We start from the raw sequence: 19,163 nt of genomic DNA, 5'->3' as shown, positions 1-19,163 counted from the left end.
GGGAAAGGGAAAATTATCTAGCGGGGGCACGTCCTACCAAATCTGCTACGGCTTTGGCTAATTTCTCTGGCTCTACAGGTTTGGGCACATGTAGCTGAAAGCCTGCTGTAAGGGACTGATGTTGATCCTCAGGACGAGCATAGGCAGTAAGGGCGATCGCTGGAATCATGCCGCCTCGATCTGGCTCTAACTCTCTGACTTTGCGAATGAGGGCATAGCCGTCTTCGAGGGGCATTCCAATGTCACTCACTAAAATATCTGGATTAAATTGCTCAACTGCCTCTAACGCTTCGCTCACCGATGCGGTTGCAATCACATGAGTGCCATACCCTTCTAGAATCAGTGTGATGATTTCACGGGTATCGACCTCATCGTCTACTACCACCGCTTGGATGCCCTTGAGATTGATTGCAGAACCAGAAGAACTGCGTTCTTGTGCATCTGGTTGAGCTACCAACAGCGGCAAACGAATCGTAAAAGTGGCACCTTGTCCTTCTCCCAGACTCTCAGCACAGATCGTGCCACCATGTAGCTCGGTCAAGTGGCGCACGATCGCCAACCCCAAACCCAAGCCCCCATACACCCGAGTAATTGAGGCGTCCGCTTGACGAAAATAGTCAAAAATAAAGGGCAAAAATTCAGGCTTAATTCCCTTACCTGTATCGCTGACGGCAATCTCAGCGTATTGGGCATGAACAGAAGCTTTAGACAGTCCGTTCTCGGGGCTGGTTTCAGGTTCAACCAGCGATAGACGAATTTCGACTTGCCCACCTTGAGGCGTGAACTTGATTGCGTTAGACAGCAGGTTCCAGATAATTTGCTGAAGCCGATTGGGGTCGCCTATCGTTTGAAACCGAGCATAGATCGGGTTAGCATCGACCGTCTTCCAGTCGGGTTCAATCGCTGTACCAGTTGAGGGCGCTGAAGGTTCTAGCAATACTTTGAGGGGAATCGACTTGGCTTCAGCCGCAGGACGCATGGTGTCGATCGCCGCTTCAACAATCGAAATCAGATTGACAGGGCTAACTTTTAGCGTCAGCTTGCCCTGAATAATGCGCGAAATGTCTAGCAAGTCTTCGATCAGGTGCGTTTGCAGTTTGGCATTCCGCTCAATCGTTTGCAGGGCACGCGTTAGCGTTGCTTCGTCAAATCGTTTGGTTTGGAGCAGTCTAGACCAGCCCAGGATAGGGTTGAGGGGCGATCGCAACTCATGGGAAAGCGTCGCCAAAAATTCATCCTTAATCCGATTTGTCTCCTGGGATTGCAGGTAAAGTCGGGCATTGTCGATCGCCACTGCCGCGACCTGCGCCAACTGCACCAAGAGCGCTTCATCTTCCTCGGTAAACTCACCTTCATACTTATCCGAAAGCTGAATCAAGCCAATGTTATTGCCCTGACGGCTAATTAAAGGCACAGCCAACCAGCCCCGCAGGGGGGGGTGACGGTCAGACTCCGTGCCAAACCCACGCCAGTTTGGATGGGACTCTAGTTCCGCTTGCGTCATTCGCATCGGATGATTCATGCGGCAAACCCAGGAATAAATCCCAGAGCCGTTCGGTGGTTCTTCGTAGTCCCGCCATTGAGCGTATTTATCAGATAACGACATGGCGCTGATTGCCTGTGTCCAATTGCCGTCTACTGTCATGCTGGTGACAGCCTGGTGCGCTTCAATGATTTCTCTAGCTTGCTCAGTAATTAACTTCAGCGTTTGATCAATCGAAAGGAGGGAATTAATCGCGATTGAGGCTTGTGCTAGCTTCCGCAGGCGACTGGTGTATTGGCGCTGACGAGTCAGCAGTTGCGCCCGTTCTTGCTCAACCCATTTGCGCTCAATTCGCTCTCTGGCTTCTCGGACGGCTCTTTCTGCTACTGGTGCAAGGCGTTCTAGCCGCTGCTTGAGGACGTAATCCGTCGCGCCGTTTCTCAAGGTTTCGATCGCCACTTCTTCACCCAGATTGGCAGACACAAAGATGAAGGGTACCTCTGGGTAGCGATCGCGGACAATTTCTAAGGCGGTGAGTCCATCAAATGTGGGCAGCGAGTAATCTGACAGAATCAGGTCAAATGTGTCATTTTCTAGCACCGTTAGAAAGTCCGTCCGATTTTCCACACGAGTCAGCTTGCATTCCGACCAATTAGTGGTCAAATTTGCCTGGATCAACTCTGCATCCAACAAACTATCTTCCAGAAGAAGAACATGTAGCGGTTGCATCATCGTTATCCTCACGGGCTAATTTTGCAGGTCATTGTCTGTCCGAAGATTTTCATGCCTTAGGTTTTACTTGCCCCAGTGGCGGGTTTAACCCGGTGGCGGTTGATTGACGACTGCCCAAAATAGCCCAACTTCTCGGATTGCATCGACAAATTCATGAAAATCAACGGGTTTTACGACATAGGCATTAACGCCCAAGTTGTAGCTAGAAACCAGATCCTGCTCTTCACGGGAGGAGGTTAACATCACCACCGGAACCATCCGTAAGGCTGAGTCAGACTTTAACTGTGCCAACACCTCTAGTCCATCTACCTTGGGTAGCTTGAGGTCAAGTAACACAACTGCAGGATTACCCTCCATCCTGAGTTTGAATACGCCTCGACGGTAGAGATAGTCCAACGCTTCTTCGCCATCACGCACCACCACAACCTCATTTGCCAGGTGGTTCTCGGCTAGCGCAGAAAGGGTCAGTTCAACATCGTGGTGGCTATCTTCAACTAACAAGATGCGTCTTAGCTCAGTCATTCCTCACCCCTTCGAGGTCGGAGCGGCAGTGAGAAGTAGAAGGTAGACCCTTTATCTAGTTCACTTTCTGCCCAGGTTCGACCGCCGTGTCGGTGAATGATGCGTCGGACGTTTGCTAGCCCAATTCCAGTTCCCTGAATTTCGGGCTCGCTGTGTAATCGCTGAAACACGCCAAAGAGCTTGTGAGCATAGCGCATGTCAAATCCAAGTCCGTTGTCACGGACGAAGATGACTACTTCTTGCTCGTCTCCTATAGTGCCGATTTCGATCTCAGCTTGGGTACGTCCCTGGGTATATTTAATGGCGTTTTCGACCAAGTTGTAGATCACTTGGCGCAGCATGGCTGGGTCACCCTGCACATTAGGAATGGGGTGAATTTGCCAGATAATTTCTCGTTCTGCTGTTTCTGGTTCCAAGTCCTGTCTGACATCTCGAATTAATTCATTGAATTTGACCGTGGTGTAGCGCATTTCTGCTCGACCCATTCGCGAGAAGGTGAGCAAGTCGTCTACCATCGTGCCCGCCCGTTTGGTCGTGTCTGCGATGATATCCAGGTAGCGCTGACTTTCAGGATCTAAGACCGGAGCAGCCTGCTTTTGCAGCAGGCTGACAAAACCGTTGATATGACGCAAAGGTGCGCGTAAATCATGGGAAACAGAGTAGGAGAAGGCTTCTAGCTCCTGATTAGCGGTTTCGAGCTGAGCGGTGCGCTCTCTAACGCGATGTTCTAGCAGGTCGTTAATTTGCTGCATTTCGGCTTCTGCTTGTTTGCGATCGCCAATGTCGATACAGGAGCCGATGTATCCCAAAAACTCTCCATCTGGCGTAAATCGAGGCACACCAATGTCTAGCAGCCAGCGATATTCACTATCAAACCGCCGCAGCCGATATTCCACCTTAAATTCTTGGCGGGCATCAAAGGAAGTGGTGTACGTATGTAGACAGCGTTCAAAATCGTCTGGGTGAATGCTCTCAGTCCAGCCATTGCCTATTTCTTGGGCGAGGGTACGTCCCGTGAAGTCGAGCCAGGGCTGGTTGAAATAGTTGCAGAGTTTATCTGGACCCGACATCCAAATCAAGACGGGAGCGGTGTCTGCCATATAGCGAAAGCGGGCTTCACTTTCCCGGAGGGCGGCTTCTGCTTGTTTGCGATCGCTCACATCTAGCACAAATCCGATCATCGTATCGGGGCTACCGTCCAGCAGAGCAGAACCGATCACGATTGGAACCCTACTGCCATCTTTGCGAATGTATTCCTTCTCAAAGGAGTGACAAAATCCTAGCGTTCTTAATTCATGTTGAGACTGTTCCGTAGCCTGCTGGTACTCTGGCGGAGTCATTTCATTCCAGCGAATCTTGCCCTGATTCAGGTCTTCTCGGGTGTAGCCAATGATTTGCAAAAATGCGTCGTTCGCTTCAAGCACAGAACCATTAAGATTAGCGGTGATCACGCCGATAATGTTGGAGTCTACCAGCCGCTTAATTTTTGCTTCGCGACGGCTGAGTTCGTTTTCCAGACGTTTGCGATCGCTCAGGTCAAGCACGTAGCAAACCGTACCTTCCTCCGGATTAGGCAACAGCGCCGCTCCAACCAGCACCGGAACGCGGCTGCCGTCTTTGTGCAGATATTCTTTCTCAAACGGCGGGCAGGCTCCAGTGGTAGAGATTTGTTCTATCATCTCCTCGTCCTGCGGCAAATATTCAGAGGGCGTGATGTCTAGCCAATTCAGGTTGCCGCTCTGCAAATCTGCCTGGGTGTAGCCCAGCATGTTGAGGAATGCGTCATTTGCCTCAGTGATTTCGCCCTGAAAGTTGGCAAAGATAATGCCAATGATGTTGGAGTCGATCAGGCGGCTAATGCGAGCTTCGCGATCGTGCAGGGTTTCCTTTAACTGTTTGCGATCGCTCACATCGGTTACCATTGCCAGCGTGCCGCGAAATAGTCCCCCATCGCTAAAAATTGGGTTGGCAGAAGTAATTGTCCACACGATTGAGCCGTCTTTGTGCCGAAAGCGCAAGTCATACTGCCCGCGAATGCCCGTTGGATGGTGCTTCATCTCCCACTGAAGTTCGCGTTGGGCAGCTTCATCCATAAATTTAAAGATGGAAGAGTCAATGATTTCCTCGACTCGGTAGCCCAGCATCTCTGCCATTCGAGGATTAACGTACTCCGTGGTGCAGTTAGTATCAATCACCCAAATGCCTTCATAGGCGGTTTCTAGCAGGCGACGATAACGGGCTTCGCTGGCTTGAAGCTTTTTCAGGCTAATCTCGGCTTTGCGACGGGCAGCGTAGACTTTAGCATAGAGTGAACTCACTGCCAAAACGATTAGTCCCAAAGCGATCGCCCCTGCCAACACCTGTAGCGCTATGGGAGCAACGGGCGATCGCAGCATTGACACCAAAATGAGGGAAGCAGCGGTCAGGGCGATCGCAAATCCGTAGGAAATCCAACGAGACAGCTTCATTCTTGGCAAACAATTTTCTGGGTAAGGAAATTGCACCCCTTTGAATAAACCCAATAGAGTCTAAATCAATTTACCCAGTCGCACATTTCACCTGAGACTCATATTCCCGTTCCGCTTAAGGCTGCTTCCCCTTGCGGGAGCATGTCTGGAAGGGGGGCATCTTGGTACACTGCCAGGTCAAACCAAAAGGTCGTACCAACTCCCACTTCGCTAATTAAGCGGACTGAGCTATGGTGCTTTTCAATGATGTTTCTGACGATGGACAGTCCTAATCCAGTGCCTTCGAGGGTATGCACGCGGTTTTCAACTCGGAAAAAGCGATCGAAAATAGCTTCCTGATCTTCTGGGTCAATCCCGATGCCAGTATCAGAAATTTCGATTCGTACAAGCGGTGACGCCGAGCTTTGTTCTGTCGCTAGTGGATAGGCTCGAATCGCAACCCGTCCTCCAGATTTAGTAAATTTGAGTCCGTTGCCAACTAGATTGGCTAACACCTGAAGTAGCAAATCATAGTTGCCCAGAACAGGTGGCAAATTCGGCGCAATCTCCTGGATCAGTTCAATGCCCTTGTCCTTGGCATTTAGCTGATAGGTTCGAAGGGTTTGCTCGATCGGTTGGGTTAGCTCGACCGCTTCAAAGTGATAGCGTTTGTTGGACTCTAGACGCGAGAGGTCTAGCACATCATTGACCAGACGAGTCAGGCGATCGGTTTCCCGGTTAGCGGTTTCCAAGAACTCGCGACGTTCTGGCTCACTCAGATCTTCGCCATACTCATGTAGCGTTTCGATAAAAGATTTGATGTTAAACAGCGGTGTTCGCAGTTCGTGGGAAACGTTGCTGATAAACTGGCTCTTTGCTTCATTTAGCTCTACTTCGCGGGTAATGTCCTGGACAGTGATCGCCAGTCCTCGAACGTTTTCTCGCGCCTGGTCTAGCACGGTCGTAAGCAAAATTCGCACCGTCCGGCTGGTTGCGCCAGGAACGGTAATGCGAAATTCGGTGCCTTCGCGATCGCGAAGGTTTTCAACCAAGGATTCACTTGCGGCAATTTCGTACAGCGGTCGAGCTAATTGAGCTTTGACCGTTTCGGGCAAGTGCTGCAGGACGTTTTCGCCAATCACCTGTTCATTGCCTTCCCAGCCAAAGAGCCGTTGGGCAGTTGGGTTGACGAGAATGACGTGCATGTTGTTGTCAAGTAGAACGGCTCCATCGGCGATCGTGGTAACCAGGGTTTCTAGCTTGGCCTTTTCAGCAGTCAGTTCTTCAATGTTTTGCTCTTCGTAGCTCTCTAGCCGCTCCGCCATCTCGTTGAAGCTGAGGATCAGTTCTCCTAACTCTCCACCCAATGGCAGGTCGATCCGTTGCCTGAAGTTGCCAGCGGCAATATTTTTCACCCCGACCAGCAGTTCTTTGATCGGCTGGGTAATCATCAAAGCGTTGGAAACGGCACCCAAGATCACCATCACCCAGATCGAAACAAAAACGGCAATCGTCACATCTCGTGTCAGGTGAGAAGAAGTGACAATCGTGGGGTTGGGGTTAATGCCGATCGCCAACACGCCCAAGTACTTGCCGTTGTGATTGAGCGGCACAAACACATCAGTGACTTCACCATCGGGAGTGAGGTGCTGTCTCACCATGGGGTAGTCAATGTTTCTGGCATAGTTGTCAGGCAGCTTCATCTGCCGCCGAATAGACAGAGAGTTTTGCACCTCTGACTCAGAGAAGGGAATGCCAAAAAAGATGTTGCCATCCTCATCGGCATAGAGCATGTAGCGCACACTTGAGGTGCTGCTGTAGAAGCGATGGGAAAATCGGGCTAGCTCGGTGCGGTTGTCGTCCCCGATTAGGGGGGACACATTGGCTGCTAGCAGCAGCCCCAAATCACGCCCAAAGCGGGTATCGTTGAGTCGAGCATCTTGCTGGATCGAGTTGACTGCCCAGAAGGTGAGTCCACTCATAATCAGCGACACGACTAGGGTTGCCGCTGCCATGAGACGAGTCTGAAGCGTAAAATCAGACCACCAGCGGGCAATGATTTCTCTGATCTTGATGAGGAAGGCTAGCAAGGTACAACCATCGAAGCGAGGGGTCGGCAAGACATCTAGAGACTTACCATCATAATCTGTTTGTATTGTTTACGTTCTTTATTAGATTGTTACATGTTCTTAAAGGTAAGGATTGGCGGTGAGGACCCGGTGCCCAATGTCGCGGCGGGTGTACATTGCGTCGAATTCAATGCAGTCAACCGCTCGATAGGCTTTGGCGATCGCCTCTTCCAAGCTGTCCCCTACTGCGGTTACGCCTAAGACGCGTCCTCCATCCGCAACAAGCTGCTGCTGTTTGAGCTTAGTGCCCGCATGGAAAACCACTGCCCCAGACTCTTCTGCGGCTTCAATGCCTGTAACGGGGCTACCTTTTTTGTAAGTATCGGGATACCCTTCTGCCGCAATCACGACACAGGCAGAAGCTCCAGGCTTCCAGGTCAGGGGTGGAAGCTGAGCAAGACGCTGTTGGGCGCAGGCTAGCATCAGGGTTTCCAGAGGAGTTTCGAGCAGCGGCAAAACAGCTTGTGTTTCAGGATCACCAAAGCGACAGTTAAATTCAATCACTTTGGGGTCGCCTGCTGGCGTAATGATCAGTCCAGCGTAGAGAACACCTCGGTAGTCGATCCCACGATGGTTAAGGGTGGCGATCGCCGGTTCTAAAATTTCTCGCTGAATTCGGTTCATCAAAGCAGGTGTGACGATTGGGGTAGGGGCATAGGCTCCCATGCCGCCTGTATTTGCACCCGTATCACCTTCACCAATGCGTTTGTGATCTTGAGCGGGTAGTAAAGCCCGAATCGTCAAACCGTCTGTGACGGCCAGGACAGACGCTTCTTGCCCCGTGAGAAATTCCTCAATCACGATGCGCTGACCCGCCTCACCAAACTGTCCGCCAAAGGCTGCCTCAATCGCTTCGACTGCCTCTTGGGTTGTTTCGGCAACGGTCACGCCTTTGCCTGCGGCCAGTCCATCGGCTTTCACGACAATCGGCACAGGTCGAGAAGCGATATAGGCGATCGCACTTCGCACATCTGTGAACACAGCCGACTCAGCCGTTGGAATGCCCGCTTCTCGCATAAGCTCTTTGGCCCAGGCTTTGCTTGACTCAATCTGTGCGCCTGCCTGCGTCGGGCCAAACACCGTTAGCCCTTGCTCTTTCAAGTAGTCCGTGATCCCAGCGGCTAGCGGCACCTCTGGCCCAACCACAATTAGACCAATGTTGTTGACCAGAGCAAAACGCGCGATGCCTTCAAATGCAGTAACTGACATTGCCAGATTACGGCAGCGTTCCATCCGAGCGGTGCCACCATTACCGGGAACACAAAAGATTTCCTGAACCCGTGCAGACTGCAAGAGCTTCCAGGCGAGGGCATGTTCACGCCCTCCATTGCCAACCACCAAAACCTTCACACTATCCCCTGTTGGTATCTAAGTAGTGTCAACGGAATGTCAACAGATTGTTGCTAACAAAACTGTATCGAATTGCATTAAGGTTAGCACCGCTTAACCCATCACTCTGAATACAGTTGAAAACCGCTATAGTAGCGTAGCGCACTTGTGTAAATTCCAAACATGAATGTTTAAACTAATGTGTGATGCGGCTGGATGGTGCGGTAGGTAAGCTATGGTGCGGTGGGTTTCTAACAGGCTTTTTTCGCTGCCAGCAGTTAAATTAAGTCGTTCTCTCAGGAGGGATATGGGGTTGCGTATTGCTCGACGCAAATTTCAGATAGATTCTCTGAAACGGCTTCCTTACAAATATTTGAGTGCCCTACCGCTGGCGATCGCCCTTCTAGGAGCACTGGAATTCCGTTCTTTTGCTCCCCAAGCTGCGATCGCCCAAGAGGAAGAAAACCAGGAACAGGAAGAACAAGAGGAAGAAGAACAAGAGGAAGAAGAACAGTTTCCGCCCAATCCCCTAGAGATTGACGAATCTGATCCCCTGTTTCCCCAACTGATTATCGATCGCCCTCTCAGCCCTCAAGAGCGGCGAGTTTTGGCAACTGCCCTGGACGAATTGCGCGTGCAGGCTGAGCAAGAGCTTGCTGCCGGAAACCCAGCAGGAGCCTTTGAAATCTTGAATCGAGAACTGCGACTGCGGCGGGTCTTGGGAGTCGAGGAAGAAGTAGACTCTCTCAGTCGGGTTGGAGAAATTGCTTGGCGAGAAAACCAGACGACGGAAACTCGGTTAATTACCGAACGCTTGCAACAGATCGAACAAGAAGTGCAGGCTGAAACACCACCCGATTTTGATTTGTTGCTCAGAATTGCCCAGGCTTACCAGACAATGCGGGCAATTGACCCAGCCGTAACGCTATATGACCAGATTTTGATCCGGGCTCGGCAGCAGGGCGATGCAGCTACTGAGCAAGATACCCTGACAGCACTGGGAGAACTGCACCTTGCCTGGTTTGACTATACCTCGGCAGCAGTAGCTTACCAGGAGCTACTGACCCTTGCTCGCGCCAGAGGCGATCGCCCCCGCGAAGTGGAATATTTGCAGCAGTTGGCTTACATCTACCAGGAAAACAACCAGCCCGAGGAAGCGATCGCTGCGCAGGAAGAGTTAGTCAGCGTTTACCAAGGACGTCAGGAATATGCGCTGATTCCGCCTTTGAAAATTGCGATCGCTGACAGCTTCCGGGCACTGAACCGCCCTGACCGAGCCGCAACTAACTATCAGGAAGCGTTTGCGGTGGCACGTTCAGGACAGCAGTATGCCTATGCCAGCGAAGCATTGCAAAAATTAGCCGACCTCTACCGCTCACTCGATCGCCCCGATGATGCGCTGGTGGTTTACCAATTGCTGATTGACGTAGAGCAACAGTCCTACAACAGTTACGGCATCATGCAGGCTTACGATGAGATTGGTCAGCTTCAACTCGAACGAGGCAATACCAATCAGGCGATCGCTGCCTTCCGACGCGGTTTGGAACTAGCACGACAGCTTAGCTACCGAGAAAGTTACTTTACCCAGCAGATTGAAGCCGCCAGCCAACCGCCTGCCCAAGGCAATCCTGAGCCGGCCCAGCCCAACTAGAGCAATTAATCAGGAAAAAGAGTAGGGACTACGACGGTTCACCCGTACATTTTCGGGAGTAATCCTAGCCAAATTTCTTGTAGAGACAAAATGAATTGCGTCTCTGCAAAGCTTGAAAGATTGCAATCAAAAAGCTGAAAATTACTAAAGTTAAAAACTAAGAGTTTAAACTCATCATTTTCAACTCTTAATTCTGTATTCTTAATTGTTCACCTTCTCTAGGAAACTCGGCAGTATGAGGAGTCAGCTCTAACGTTGAAGCTCCTGGTGTTGTCTGAGTTACACGAGGTGCGCTAACCCCCATCAGCAGATGTAACAAGAAAGTGATTGCTGCGGCTTGAATTAGTTTTGTACTCATTGCCTTCCCCTCCTCAACCTATTGGGGCTATTGTCAAATTTAGCCCTTGAAAGCGCATCCGCACCTCACCCTATTGTTTCCTCCACTAGGGTGAATAAACGGGCAATCTTTCCGTATTTTCAAACTTGACAGCTTTACCAAAATATACTTTCTGCATATGGGCGATCGCTGCTAAAACCGCCCGGTTTTACTAAATCGATATCTTCTTGTGAAATATGTTCGAAGCTACAAACCCTGAAGCTGCATTTCAGATTGTGTAAAGCCGAAATAACTAATTCTGCAGTTCACCAAATTCAAGACAACGGGTCAAGAAGCGAGCCGGAATCTCGAGATGCGCTCCCCAATGCAGGTGAATGTAAGAAGCATGAAGCTGGTGCGATTGCCACCCTTCTAGATACATCAAGCTGTCGGAATCATACCCTCGAAGCTGATATAAAGGCAATGCTGATTTGGCACTTAAGGCTGAACGATGAAATTCGTGTCCCCAAGTTTCTGATCCTGCTGGCAGTAGGGGGCTGTCGTGCAGCGCAATCGCCCGTCGATAACCCAAGGTTAACCGTCCTGTCATGTTGGCTGTCGCTGACAAGATGCCCACCATCTCCCAGGACTGTCCTGCAAAATCAGTAATTTGCTCACACAAATACATCAAACCCCCACACTCGGCATAGGTTGGCATTCCAGCTTGAATGGCTTGCCTGACACTTTGCTGAGCAGCTTGATTGTTTGCTAACTCTGCGGCAAATACTTCTGGGAAACCGCCCCCCAGGTAAAGCCCTTGCACCCCTGCTGGCAAACCGGGATCAGCCAGTGGGCTCCAGAATACTAGCTCTGCACCTAGTTGCTTTAGCAGGTCAAAATTGTCGGCGTAGTAGAAGCTGAAAGCGCGATCGTAGGCGATCGCGATACGGGTTGGAGGCTGAGGATTGGAGGTTGAAAGCCCTTTTCTCTGAGGAGAAGAATTTAGGGTGAGGGTAATAGGGCTTTGGCTGGAAACTGTGGTGCTTTCCGGAGGTGGGGAATTGCTTTGAGCTTTGAGGAGGGGAAGGAGGCGCGACCAGTCGAAGCAGGTTTCTCCTAAGTTTGCTAAACGTTTGATTAGGCTATCCAGGACTGGCAGTTCGGCAGTAGGAACTAGTCCCAGGTGGCGATCGGGGATGGTGATGTCATCGTGGCGACGAAAAACACCAAGAATAGGAAGGTTTAGCGGTTCTAGAGCGGCTTTGAGCAGTTCCAAGTGGCGATCGCTACCGACTCGATTCAACACGAGTCCAGCAAATTGAAGCCGGGGATCAAAGGAGCAATATCCCAGGGCGATCGCTGCGGCAGAGCGCGACAAGCGGCTGCAATCGATTACCAATAGCACGGGTAAGTTGAGTAAACGGGCAATGTGAGCAGTACTGGCAGTGTCATCCACTCCCGTTGCACCGTCAAACAGTCCCATCACGCCTTCTACCAGCGCATAATCCACAGTCTGGGTATGTTGGGCAAAACACTGCTGCACATAAACCTCGGAGGTTAAAACGGGATCTAAGTTCCGACATGCTCGCCCAGTCACGTAGCGGTGAAACATGGGATCAATGTAATCCGGTCCAACCTTAAAAGACTGCACGCTTAACTGTCGTTGCCGTAGAACTGCCAGCAAAGACAGCGTAATCGTTGTTTTGCCGACTCCACTGCGCTCTCCGGCGATCGCTAAAGCCATAGATAATTCACTTTGCTAGAGATCAAGCTGTTATGAACTTGCCAAAAAATAACCAGCCCAACCAGGCGATGTAGTGAAGTGCAACAATCACCCAAAACTCAAACTGATAAGACTCCTTGCTACTTTTGTGGTGGAGTCTTCGCTGGGCTACAAATCCTCCCAACCATCCACCTGCTAGTTCACATAAATGTAACGTCTTCTCTGGTGTTCTCCAGCTTCTTCGCTTTGCCCGAGATTTATCGTCAGCGTATAAAGCGAAAGTTAACAGACTCATCATAGGGTAGAGAATGAGTGGAAGCGGATTGGCGGTTGCCCAAGTAAAGTGCAATGACCCGACGAGGGGCAAAATCGACAGCAGCAATGTCTCTAATACTGGAAATGGAGAGAGAGATACATCGCTAGATAAAGCCTTATTTCTCGAAGCGGTCAAAGTTGGCTTACGTCTTGCTCCTAAGATAAAAGCTTTGTGAGCGCGAAATTTACCATCTTCAGCTACAGCATAGTAGTAAATCGTGTCACCTACTTTCGGGCGGCGAGTGGAGTCTTTTATTTCGGAAATGTGCAAGAAAATTTCTTGACTTCCATCAGCCGGTTGAATGAAACCAAAACCTTTAGCATCTTTCCAGGTTATCAGTTGCCCTTTAACAAGAACAGGTTCCATACAACAGCCTCATTTCATGACTATTTCAGAGTCTTCCCAGCTCAAGATCCAGATGACAACAAATTTCAATTACTGTTATAAGTCCTGACCTCAGATATAGAGTCTTTCACCCACCTGGTAGACCCAAAGATAACTCCAGTTTGGGATCCTAAGGCTTATCTATACGAATTTTTCAACGTGAATCAGGTGAAGTATGTTTGGAAATCAAATTAAGACAGCGGCTCTGTTGGGACTGCTGAGCGGACTAATTGTTTTAGTTGCTTATTATTTAGTTGGTGACGAGCAAGGACTGTTTTTGGGGTTGGCGATCGCCGCTTTCACCAGCTTAAGTTCCTGGTATTTTTCTGACCAGGCAGCCCTAGCTTCTTATCAAGCTCAGCCCATTACCCGTGAGCAAGCGCCTGATTTGTACGACATGATTGCTAAGTTGAGCGATCGTGCAGAGATTCCCATGCCAAAGGTGTTTCTGGTGCCAACGGAGTCGCCTAACGCCTTTGCTACAGGCCGCGATCCCAATCATGCTGCTGTTGCTGTCACACAAGGGATTCTCAACTTACTATCTCCTGAGGAGCTAGAGGGCGTTTTGGCGCACGAGCTAACTCATATTCGCAACCGCGATACCCTCACCCAAGCCGTTGCAGGGACATTGGGAGGCGCTGTCACGTTTGTCGGACGCATCCTCACCCTTGGTGCATTGTATGGTCCCGTGACGCGCGATACCCGTCGGGGCGCAAACCCAATTGGGCTGCTATTCCTGATTGTGCTGGCTCCTCTTTCTGCTGCTCTGATTCAGATGGCGATTTCGCGCACCCGTGAATTTGCCGCAGATTTAGGTTCAGCTCAAATTACCCAAAATCCGACGGCTTTGGCTAGTGCGTTAGAAAAGTTGGAGCAAGTCGGACACCAAATCCCGATGCACGGCAATCCGGCCATGTCGCCTTTGCTGATCGTCAATCCCCTATCAGCAGAGGGACTGCAAACGCTATTTCGGACTCATCCTCCCACCGAAGAGCGAATTCGCCGTTTGATTGAGATGGCGCAGCAAACCCAATCTGCGGGGACACCTGCTACGGTCTAGGAATATTAGTCGCAGGGCTGGCAGGTGGGACAGTAATAATATCGCCGCCCACCTGAAAATTCTTTAACGATCGCTGTTCCACAGATGTAGCAGGGCTCGTCGGCTCGGTTAAACACGTAATGGCGGTATTCGTTGCGCTTTTGCCCCTGAGCTTTGAGTTGGGCAACACGCTTAAGTCCATTCGTAATTCCGCCTGTTTGGTAAGACTGACGGCTGACGGAGAGGACAGCTTCTGCCAGGGCAGCAATCTGTTCAGAAGAACAGTCGGTAGGACGGCGAGTAGGATGGATTTTAGCGACAAACAGTACCTCACTGCGAAGGTAGTTGCCCAAGCCACAGAAAAAGCCCTGATCGAGCAATAGAGAAATAAAGCTGCGACGGTAGAAGCGTTTGTCGTGGAGGCGGGCGATCGCCTGCTCAACCGTAGTCGCTTCATCCAGGACATCGAGTCCCAATTTGCTCAGAAACGGATGAATCAGGATCTCAGGCTCGGTCAAGACTTCGATATCAGAAGCACTGTAAAGCAGGGCTGACTTCTTCTCGTTGTGGATGGCAAGCCGAAGTTGGCGGTTTGTCGCGGGATAGGCATGGGCGGCTCTGATTACCCATTTGCCATAAAGCTGATTGTGGCTGTAGATGCTCAGTTGGTTGTCAAAGCCAATTAGCATAGCTTTGCCTTTGGCAGTCACCGATACAACCCTTCGGTCCACTAGCTTTGGTTCGTAAGGCTTGAGTCGCTCAAAGGCAAAGAAGATCTCGGTAACGGGGCGATCGCCAATTGCTTTTGCAATCTGGTCAGCCGCCTGCTTGATTTCTGGACCCTCCGGCATCTACAGCACGCCTTTAGAACTGGGAATGGTATGCGCTCGACGGGGATCAACTTCGACTGCCATTCGCACCGCCCGTGCAAACGCCTTAAAGGTCGCCTCAATGATGTGATGAGAATTAATCCCATCCAATTGGCGAATGTGTAACGTCATTTGAGAATGGTTGACGATCGCCACAAAAAATTCGCGCACCAGTTGCGTATCGTAAGTGCCAACTCGCTCTGTGGGAATTTCCAACCCGTAGCTGAGGTGGGGGCGTCCAGAGAAATCTAGCGTGACCTGAACTAGCGCTTCATCAAGGGGAGCAAGGAAATGCCCGAAGCGGACAATGCCTTTGCGATCGCCCAACGCCTTTGCTAAAGCTTGCCCCAGCGTGATTCCCACGTCTTCGTTGGTGTGGTGGTCGTCAATTTCCAGGTCGCCTGTTGCCTGCACATCCAGATCAATCAAACCGTGTGAGGAAATCTGGTGCAACATGTGATCCAGAAATGAGATTCCCGTTGCTGCCGAGCAGTTTCCCTGTCCATCCAGGTTCAGGCTTACGTGTACGTCCGTTTCACCCGTTGTTCGGCTAACGGAGGCTGTCCGAGCAGGTAACTCTAAATTAAAGGAAGGACGCTTTTCTGAGGAAGTCGCTGCGGGGTCGCGGGTTTGCATGAACCTGAATCCAAATTGCTGGTGAAAAAACTATTTCTATTATCTCTTCAAGATCTTAGGAAATTTGTGGCAGGAAATTTAAACCCTTGGTAGGGGCAGATTTTGCCGAAGTTTTTGCATCGAAATAACAGAACTGTTGCTAAACCTGCCCCTACAGACATCCTGTTTGCTGGAAATTTCCTTACATTCCCATGATGGCGTAGCCCGAATCGACGTAGAGAACCTGCCCTGTAATGCCGCTAGAGAGGTCACTTGCAAGGAAAGCAGCCGTGTTACCGACTTCGATTTGGGTGACAGTGCGGCGTAGGGGGGCAATTTCTTCAACGTGGTGAATCATGTCTAGAATCCCACCAACGGCTGAAGAAGCCAGGGTGCGGATTGGGCCAGCAGAGATGGCATTCACGCGAATATTTTGAGGTCCGAGTTCTGCGGCGAGATAGCGGACATTCATTTCCAGAGCTGCTTTGGCGATTCCCATAACGTTGTAGTTAGGAATGACGCGAACACCGCCCAAATAGGTCAACGTGATGATGCTGCCGCCTTCGGTCATAAGGGGGCTAGCGGCGCGGCTAAGCTGCACCAGTGAGTAGGCGCTAACGTCCATCGCCAGGTTGAATCCATCGCGGCTAGTTTTGCTGAAGCCGCCGGTCAGGTCATCTTTGTGGGCAAAGGCGAGGCAGTGAATCAGAATGTCGAGCTTGCCCCATTTCTCCCCAACGGTTTTAAAGGTCGACTCGATCTGCTCATCGTTCTGCACGTCGCAAGGCAAGAACAAGCTGGGTTGGAGCGGCTCTACCAGTTCTGCCACTTTCTTTTCATACCGTCCCTTTTCGTCGGGCAGAAAGGTCACGCCCAGGTTGGCTCCAGCTTGATGAAGCTGTTGGGCGATTCCCCAGGCGATCGAGCGGTTGTTGGCGATGCCTGTGACGAGAGCGTTTTTGCCAGTCAAGTTCAGCATGAGAATCTGTGAAAAATCTTTATTTAGGCGCAACTAGGAGAATACTGGAAAACTAGGATCTAAGGATAGAGGATTCGTTTTGGTGTGGTCGTTTCACTTTAGGGCGATCGCCTTGTATCGTAGATAACACAAGCCTTTCGAGTCCCTTCATCAAAGCTCAAACCTGGCTTAATTTTGAACAAGTTCAGCGCTACCGACGCAAAGTTATGTGGATTTACTGAGGGACTTTCGATACAGGTTGGCAGATTTTGTATCGTCGTGTACAAAAAACAGTCTCGCAGTTAAGTTTTAGTGTTCTAAAGTCAGAGATCTCTCACAGGAAGCAGGGGATCTATGCATGACCTGATTCAGTCTATACGACAGTGGGTAGGGCGAGGGTATGGTAGTGACGCAAGATAGACCACCGCTAGCGAATGTATTTCGGCAGCTGAGTGGCGGGGCTTTTCCGCCTGTGGTGGAGTCGTTTGATCGAAGTAAGACTATTTTCTTTCCGGGTGATCCCGCTGAGCGCGTCTATTTTTTGCTCAAAGGAGCCGTGAAACTGTCCAGAGTCTACGAGGCTGGAGAGGAAATTACGGTTGCTCTGCTGCGAGAAAACAGCGTGTTTGGCGTATTGTCTCTAATCACGGGACATCGCTCTGATCGGTTTTACCACGCCGTTGCTTTTACACCTGTTGATTTGCTCTCGGTTCCAATTGAGCAGGTTGAGAAGGCGCTGAAAGATAACCCTGAGCTGTCGATGCTGATGCTCCAGGGACTTTCATCTCGGATTCTGCAAACCGAGATGATGATCGAAACGCTGGCACACCGAGATATGGGTTCTCGGCTGGTGAGTTTCCTGCTGATTCTTTGCCGCGACTTTGGCATGCCCAGCCCGGATGGAATCACGATTGACCTGAAGTTGTCGCATCAGGCGATCGCCGAGGCAATTGGTTCTACCCGCGTGACAGTAACTCGTCTGCTAGGTGACCTGCGGCAAGATAAGATGATATCTATCCACAAAAAGAAAATTACCGTTCATAATCCTGTTGCCCTTAGCCAGCAATTTACTTAAGTCAACGCATCGACTCGTTCACCTCGTTCAGAATGCAGTAGGCTGTATCTGGACTGTTTCTAACCAGCGATGACCGCTCAGTTAGTCCTGATTGCAGCAATTTTAGTACTGGGGGGGGTGATCGCCACGGTGGGCGATCGCCTTGGGATGCGGGTGGGTAAAGCTCGGCTGACCCTGTTTAACCTGCGCCCCCGACAGACTGCAACGATTGTTACCGTTCTCACGGGTAGCGTTATTTCTGCTTCTACTTTTGCGCTCCTGTTTGCCTTAAGTGAGCAGCTTCGTCGCGGTATTTTCGACTATGAAGAAATTCAAGAGAACTTAACTACTGCCCGCCAAGACCTGGAAGAGGTGAGCGAGGAAAAGCAGCAAATTGAGACTCAACGAGATCAGGCGATTGAGCAACAAATGGCTGCCCGGAGGCGACTGCGACAGATTAACCGGGATTTGGAAGCGGCGATTGCCCGTCAAGCCGGAACTGCTGCCCAACTTAACCAGGCTCAAAACCAACTTAACCAAACTCAGCGCCAACTGGGTCAGATCCGTTCTAGTTTTGAGCAGGCCCGTGCTCAACTGGGTCGGGTCACACAGCAGGCAAATAGCCTCCGGTCAGAAATTCGGGAGCTTCAGGTTGGGCGGCAGCAGTTAATTCGACAGCGAGAAGAAGAATTAGCGCTGCGGGATCAGGCGATCGCCGAACGAGAAGAACTGCTGCGTCAACTCGAAGCTCAAAGAACATTCCTCGTTCGAGAGGTGCAATCTCTTGAGCGAGAGTTTCAAGGCTTACGCCAGGGCAACGTTGCTCTCCTGCGAAATCAAGCTCTTGTATCTCGTGCCTTTCGCATTGTTGATCCGGCTGTCGCGCCTCAGGTAATTTATCAACTATTACTAGAGGCTAATCGAGTCGCAGTCCAAGAAATCTTACCTGATGCAGATAACTTAGATCAGCAAGTCATCGATATTACAAATGCTGAGGTTGAGCGTTTAGTCAGTCAAATTCGGGATGGACAGGAATATGTTGTGCGGATTCTTTCGGCAGGCAACTATGTCGTGGGAGAACCGTGTGTCGTAGCTGGGGAATCCTGTATTCAGGTGTTTGCGGCTGCCACCCCCAATCAGGTTGTATTTTTAGATGGAGAAATTGTAGCGTCCGTTTCTGTCAATCCATCCGCTGCCACGGACGAAGAACTGCTTGACCGAATTAGGCTATTGGCAGCGGCCTCCCAGTTTCGGTCCAGACAGGCAGGCATATTGCTCGATATACCTCAAATTGCAGATGGTCGAACTCAAACTTTGATCAACTTTCTGCGGCAGGTAAAGCAATACAATCAACCTGTTGAAATCCAGGCGATCGCCTCAGACATCACCTATACTGCGGGTCCAGTTAGGTTAGAGCTAGTTGCAGTTCGAGACGGTCAGGTTTTATTTGGGACAGAGCAATCATCGCCCTTATTTGTTCCACAACAACCCGACTCGCAGCCGCCCAGACTGGAACAGCCTGCCCCTAACCCAAGCAATTCAGACCGGAACAATTCAGATCGGAATAATTAGGAACAGTTCAACTGAATGAATTCT

15 protein-coding genes are annotated in these 19,163 nt (G+C 50.6%); 4 read left to right on the top strand and 11 right to left on the bottom strand.

Annotation, left to right across the window (positions count from 1 at the left end; all coding sequences use genetic code 11):
• Positions 1–13: 13 nt before the first annotated feature.
• From H6F88_RS31140 to purD, 5 genes are all read right to left on the bottom strand, one after another.
• Positions 14–2,215: a response regulator gene (locus H6F88_RS31140; protein ID WP_190646701.1), complete on the bottom strand. Its 2,202-nt coding sequence runs from the start codon at positions 2,213–2,215 to the stop codon at positions 14–16.
• 84 nt (positions 2,216–2,299) lie between these two features.
• The gene (locus tag H6F88_RS31135) at positions 2,300–2,737 is read right to left on the bottom strand and encodes a response regulator (protein WP_190646700.1); all 438 of its coding nucleotides are present in this window, start codon (positions 2,735–2,737) and stop codon (positions 2,300–2,302) included.
• Positions 2,734–5,205, bottom strand: a complete 2,472-nt coding sequence (locus tag H6F88_RS31130) for a PAS domain S-box protein (RefSeq protein WP_199333874.1) — start codon at positions 5,203–5,205, stop codon at positions 2,734–2,736. The genes H6F88_RS31135 and H6F88_RS31130 overlap by 4 nt, the downstream gene beginning before the upstream one ends.
• A gap of 98 nt (positions 5,206–5,303) precedes the next feature.
• Entirely contained in the window at positions 5,304–7,274 is a 1,971-nt protein-coding gene (gene nblS / locus H6F88_RS31125) for a two-component system sensor histidine kinase NblS (protein ID WP_190646758.1), read from the bottom strand.
• 99 nt (positions 7,275–7,373) lie between these two features.
• Positions 7,374–8,663 (bottom strand): phosphoribosylamine--glycine ligase, encoded by a 1,290-nt coding sequence (purD, locus tag H6F88_RS31120; protein ID WP_190646699.1) that lies wholly within the window; start codon positions 8,661–8,663, stop codon positions 7,374–7,376.
• A 286-nt stretch (positions 8,664–8,949) separates the two neighbouring features.
• On the opposite strand from purD, the gene H6F88_RS31115 reads away from it, so the two are divergent.
• Positions 8,950–10,293, top strand: a complete 1,344-nt coding sequence (locus H6F88_RS31115; protein ID WP_190646698.1) for a tetratricopeptide repeat protein — start codon at positions 8,950–8,952, stop codon at positions 10,291–10,293.
• Between the two features lie 187 nt (positions 10,294–10,480).
• Here the strand turns inward: H6F88_RS31115 and H6F88_RS31110 are convergent, their stop codons facing one another.
• From H6F88_RS31110 to H6F88_RS31100, 3 genes are all read right to left on the bottom strand, one after another.
• Positions 10,481–10,651, bottom strand: coding sequence for a hypothetical protein (locus H6F88_RS31110; RefSeq protein ID WP_190646697.1), 171 nt, complete (start codon positions 10,649–10,651; stop codon positions 10,481–10,483).
• 271 nt (positions 10,652–10,922) lie between these two features.
• Positions 10,923–12,353, bottom strand: a complete 1,431-nt coding sequence (locus H6F88_RS31105) for a cobyrinate a,c-diamide synthase (protein WP_190646696.1) — start codon at positions 12,351–12,353, stop codon at positions 10,923–10,925.
• 22 nt (positions 12,354–12,375) lie between these two features.
• Positions 12,376–13,014 carry a cold shock and DUF1294 domain-containing protein gene (locus tag H6F88_RS31100; protein WP_190646695.1) on the bottom strand — a complete coding sequence of 213 codons (639 nt, stop codon included), beginning with the start codon at positions 13,012–13,014 and terminating at the stop codon, positions 12,376–12,378.
• A gap of 193 nt (positions 13,015–13,207) precedes the next feature.
• On the opposite strand from H6F88_RS31100, the gene H6F88_RS31095 reads away from it, so the two are divergent.
• Complete coding sequence (locus H6F88_RS31095; RefSeq protein WP_190646694.1) at positions 13,208–14,092, top strand: M48 family metalloprotease; 885 nt, start codon at positions 13,208–13,210, stop codon at positions 14,090–14,092.
• A gap of 5 nt (positions 14,093–14,097) precedes the next feature.
• Here the strand turns inward: H6F88_RS31095 and nei are convergent, their stop codons facing one another.
• From nei to fabI, 3 genes are all read right to left on the bottom strand, one after another.
• Positions 14,098–14,922: an endonuclease VIII gene (gene nei, locus H6F88_RS31090; protein WP_190646693.1), complete on the bottom strand. Its 825-nt coding sequence runs from the start codon at positions 14,920–14,922 to the stop codon at positions 14,098–14,100.
• The gene (gene hisB, locus H6F88_RS31085; protein ID WP_190646692.1) at positions 14,923–15,576 is read right to left on the bottom strand and encodes an imidazoleglycerol-phosphate dehydratase HisB; all 654 of its coding nucleotides are present in this window, start codon (positions 15,574–15,576) and stop codon (positions 14,923–14,925) included.
• 181 nt (positions 15,577–15,757) lie between these two features.
• Positions 15,758–16,534, bottom strand: a complete 777-nt coding sequence (gene fabI, locus H6F88_RS31080; RefSeq protein ID WP_190646691.1) for an enoyl-ACP reductase FabI — start codon at positions 16,532–16,534, stop codon at positions 15,758–15,760.
• Positions 16,535–16,913: 379 nt separating this feature from the next.
• Here fabI and ntcA point away from each other — a divergent pair, with 379 nt between their 5' ends.
• Both ntcA and H6F88_RS31070 read left to right on the top strand, forming a co-directional pair.
• Positions 16,914–17,588: a global nitrogen regulator NtcA gene (gene ntcA, locus H6F88_RS31075; protein ID WP_190646690.1), complete on the top strand. Its 675-nt coding sequence runs from the start codon at positions 16,914–16,916 to the stop codon at positions 17,586–17,588.
• A 69-nt stretch (positions 17,589–17,657) separates the two neighbouring features.
• A complete protein-coding gene (locus tag H6F88_RS31070) occupies positions 17,658–19,139 on the top strand; it encodes a DUF3084 domain-containing protein (RefSeq protein ID WP_190646689.1) in 1,482 nt (493 codons plus the stop codon).
• Positions 19,140–19,163 lie beyond the last annotated feature (24 nt).

The organism is Oculatella sp. FACHB-28, from assembly GCF_014696015.1.
Lineage (GTDB): Bacteria > Cyanobacteriota > Cyanobacteriia > Elainellales > Elainellaceae > JAAUTN01.
Note: the sequence above shows the minus strand (reverse complement) of the source record. Positions and strands in the feature narration are given on the sequence as shown.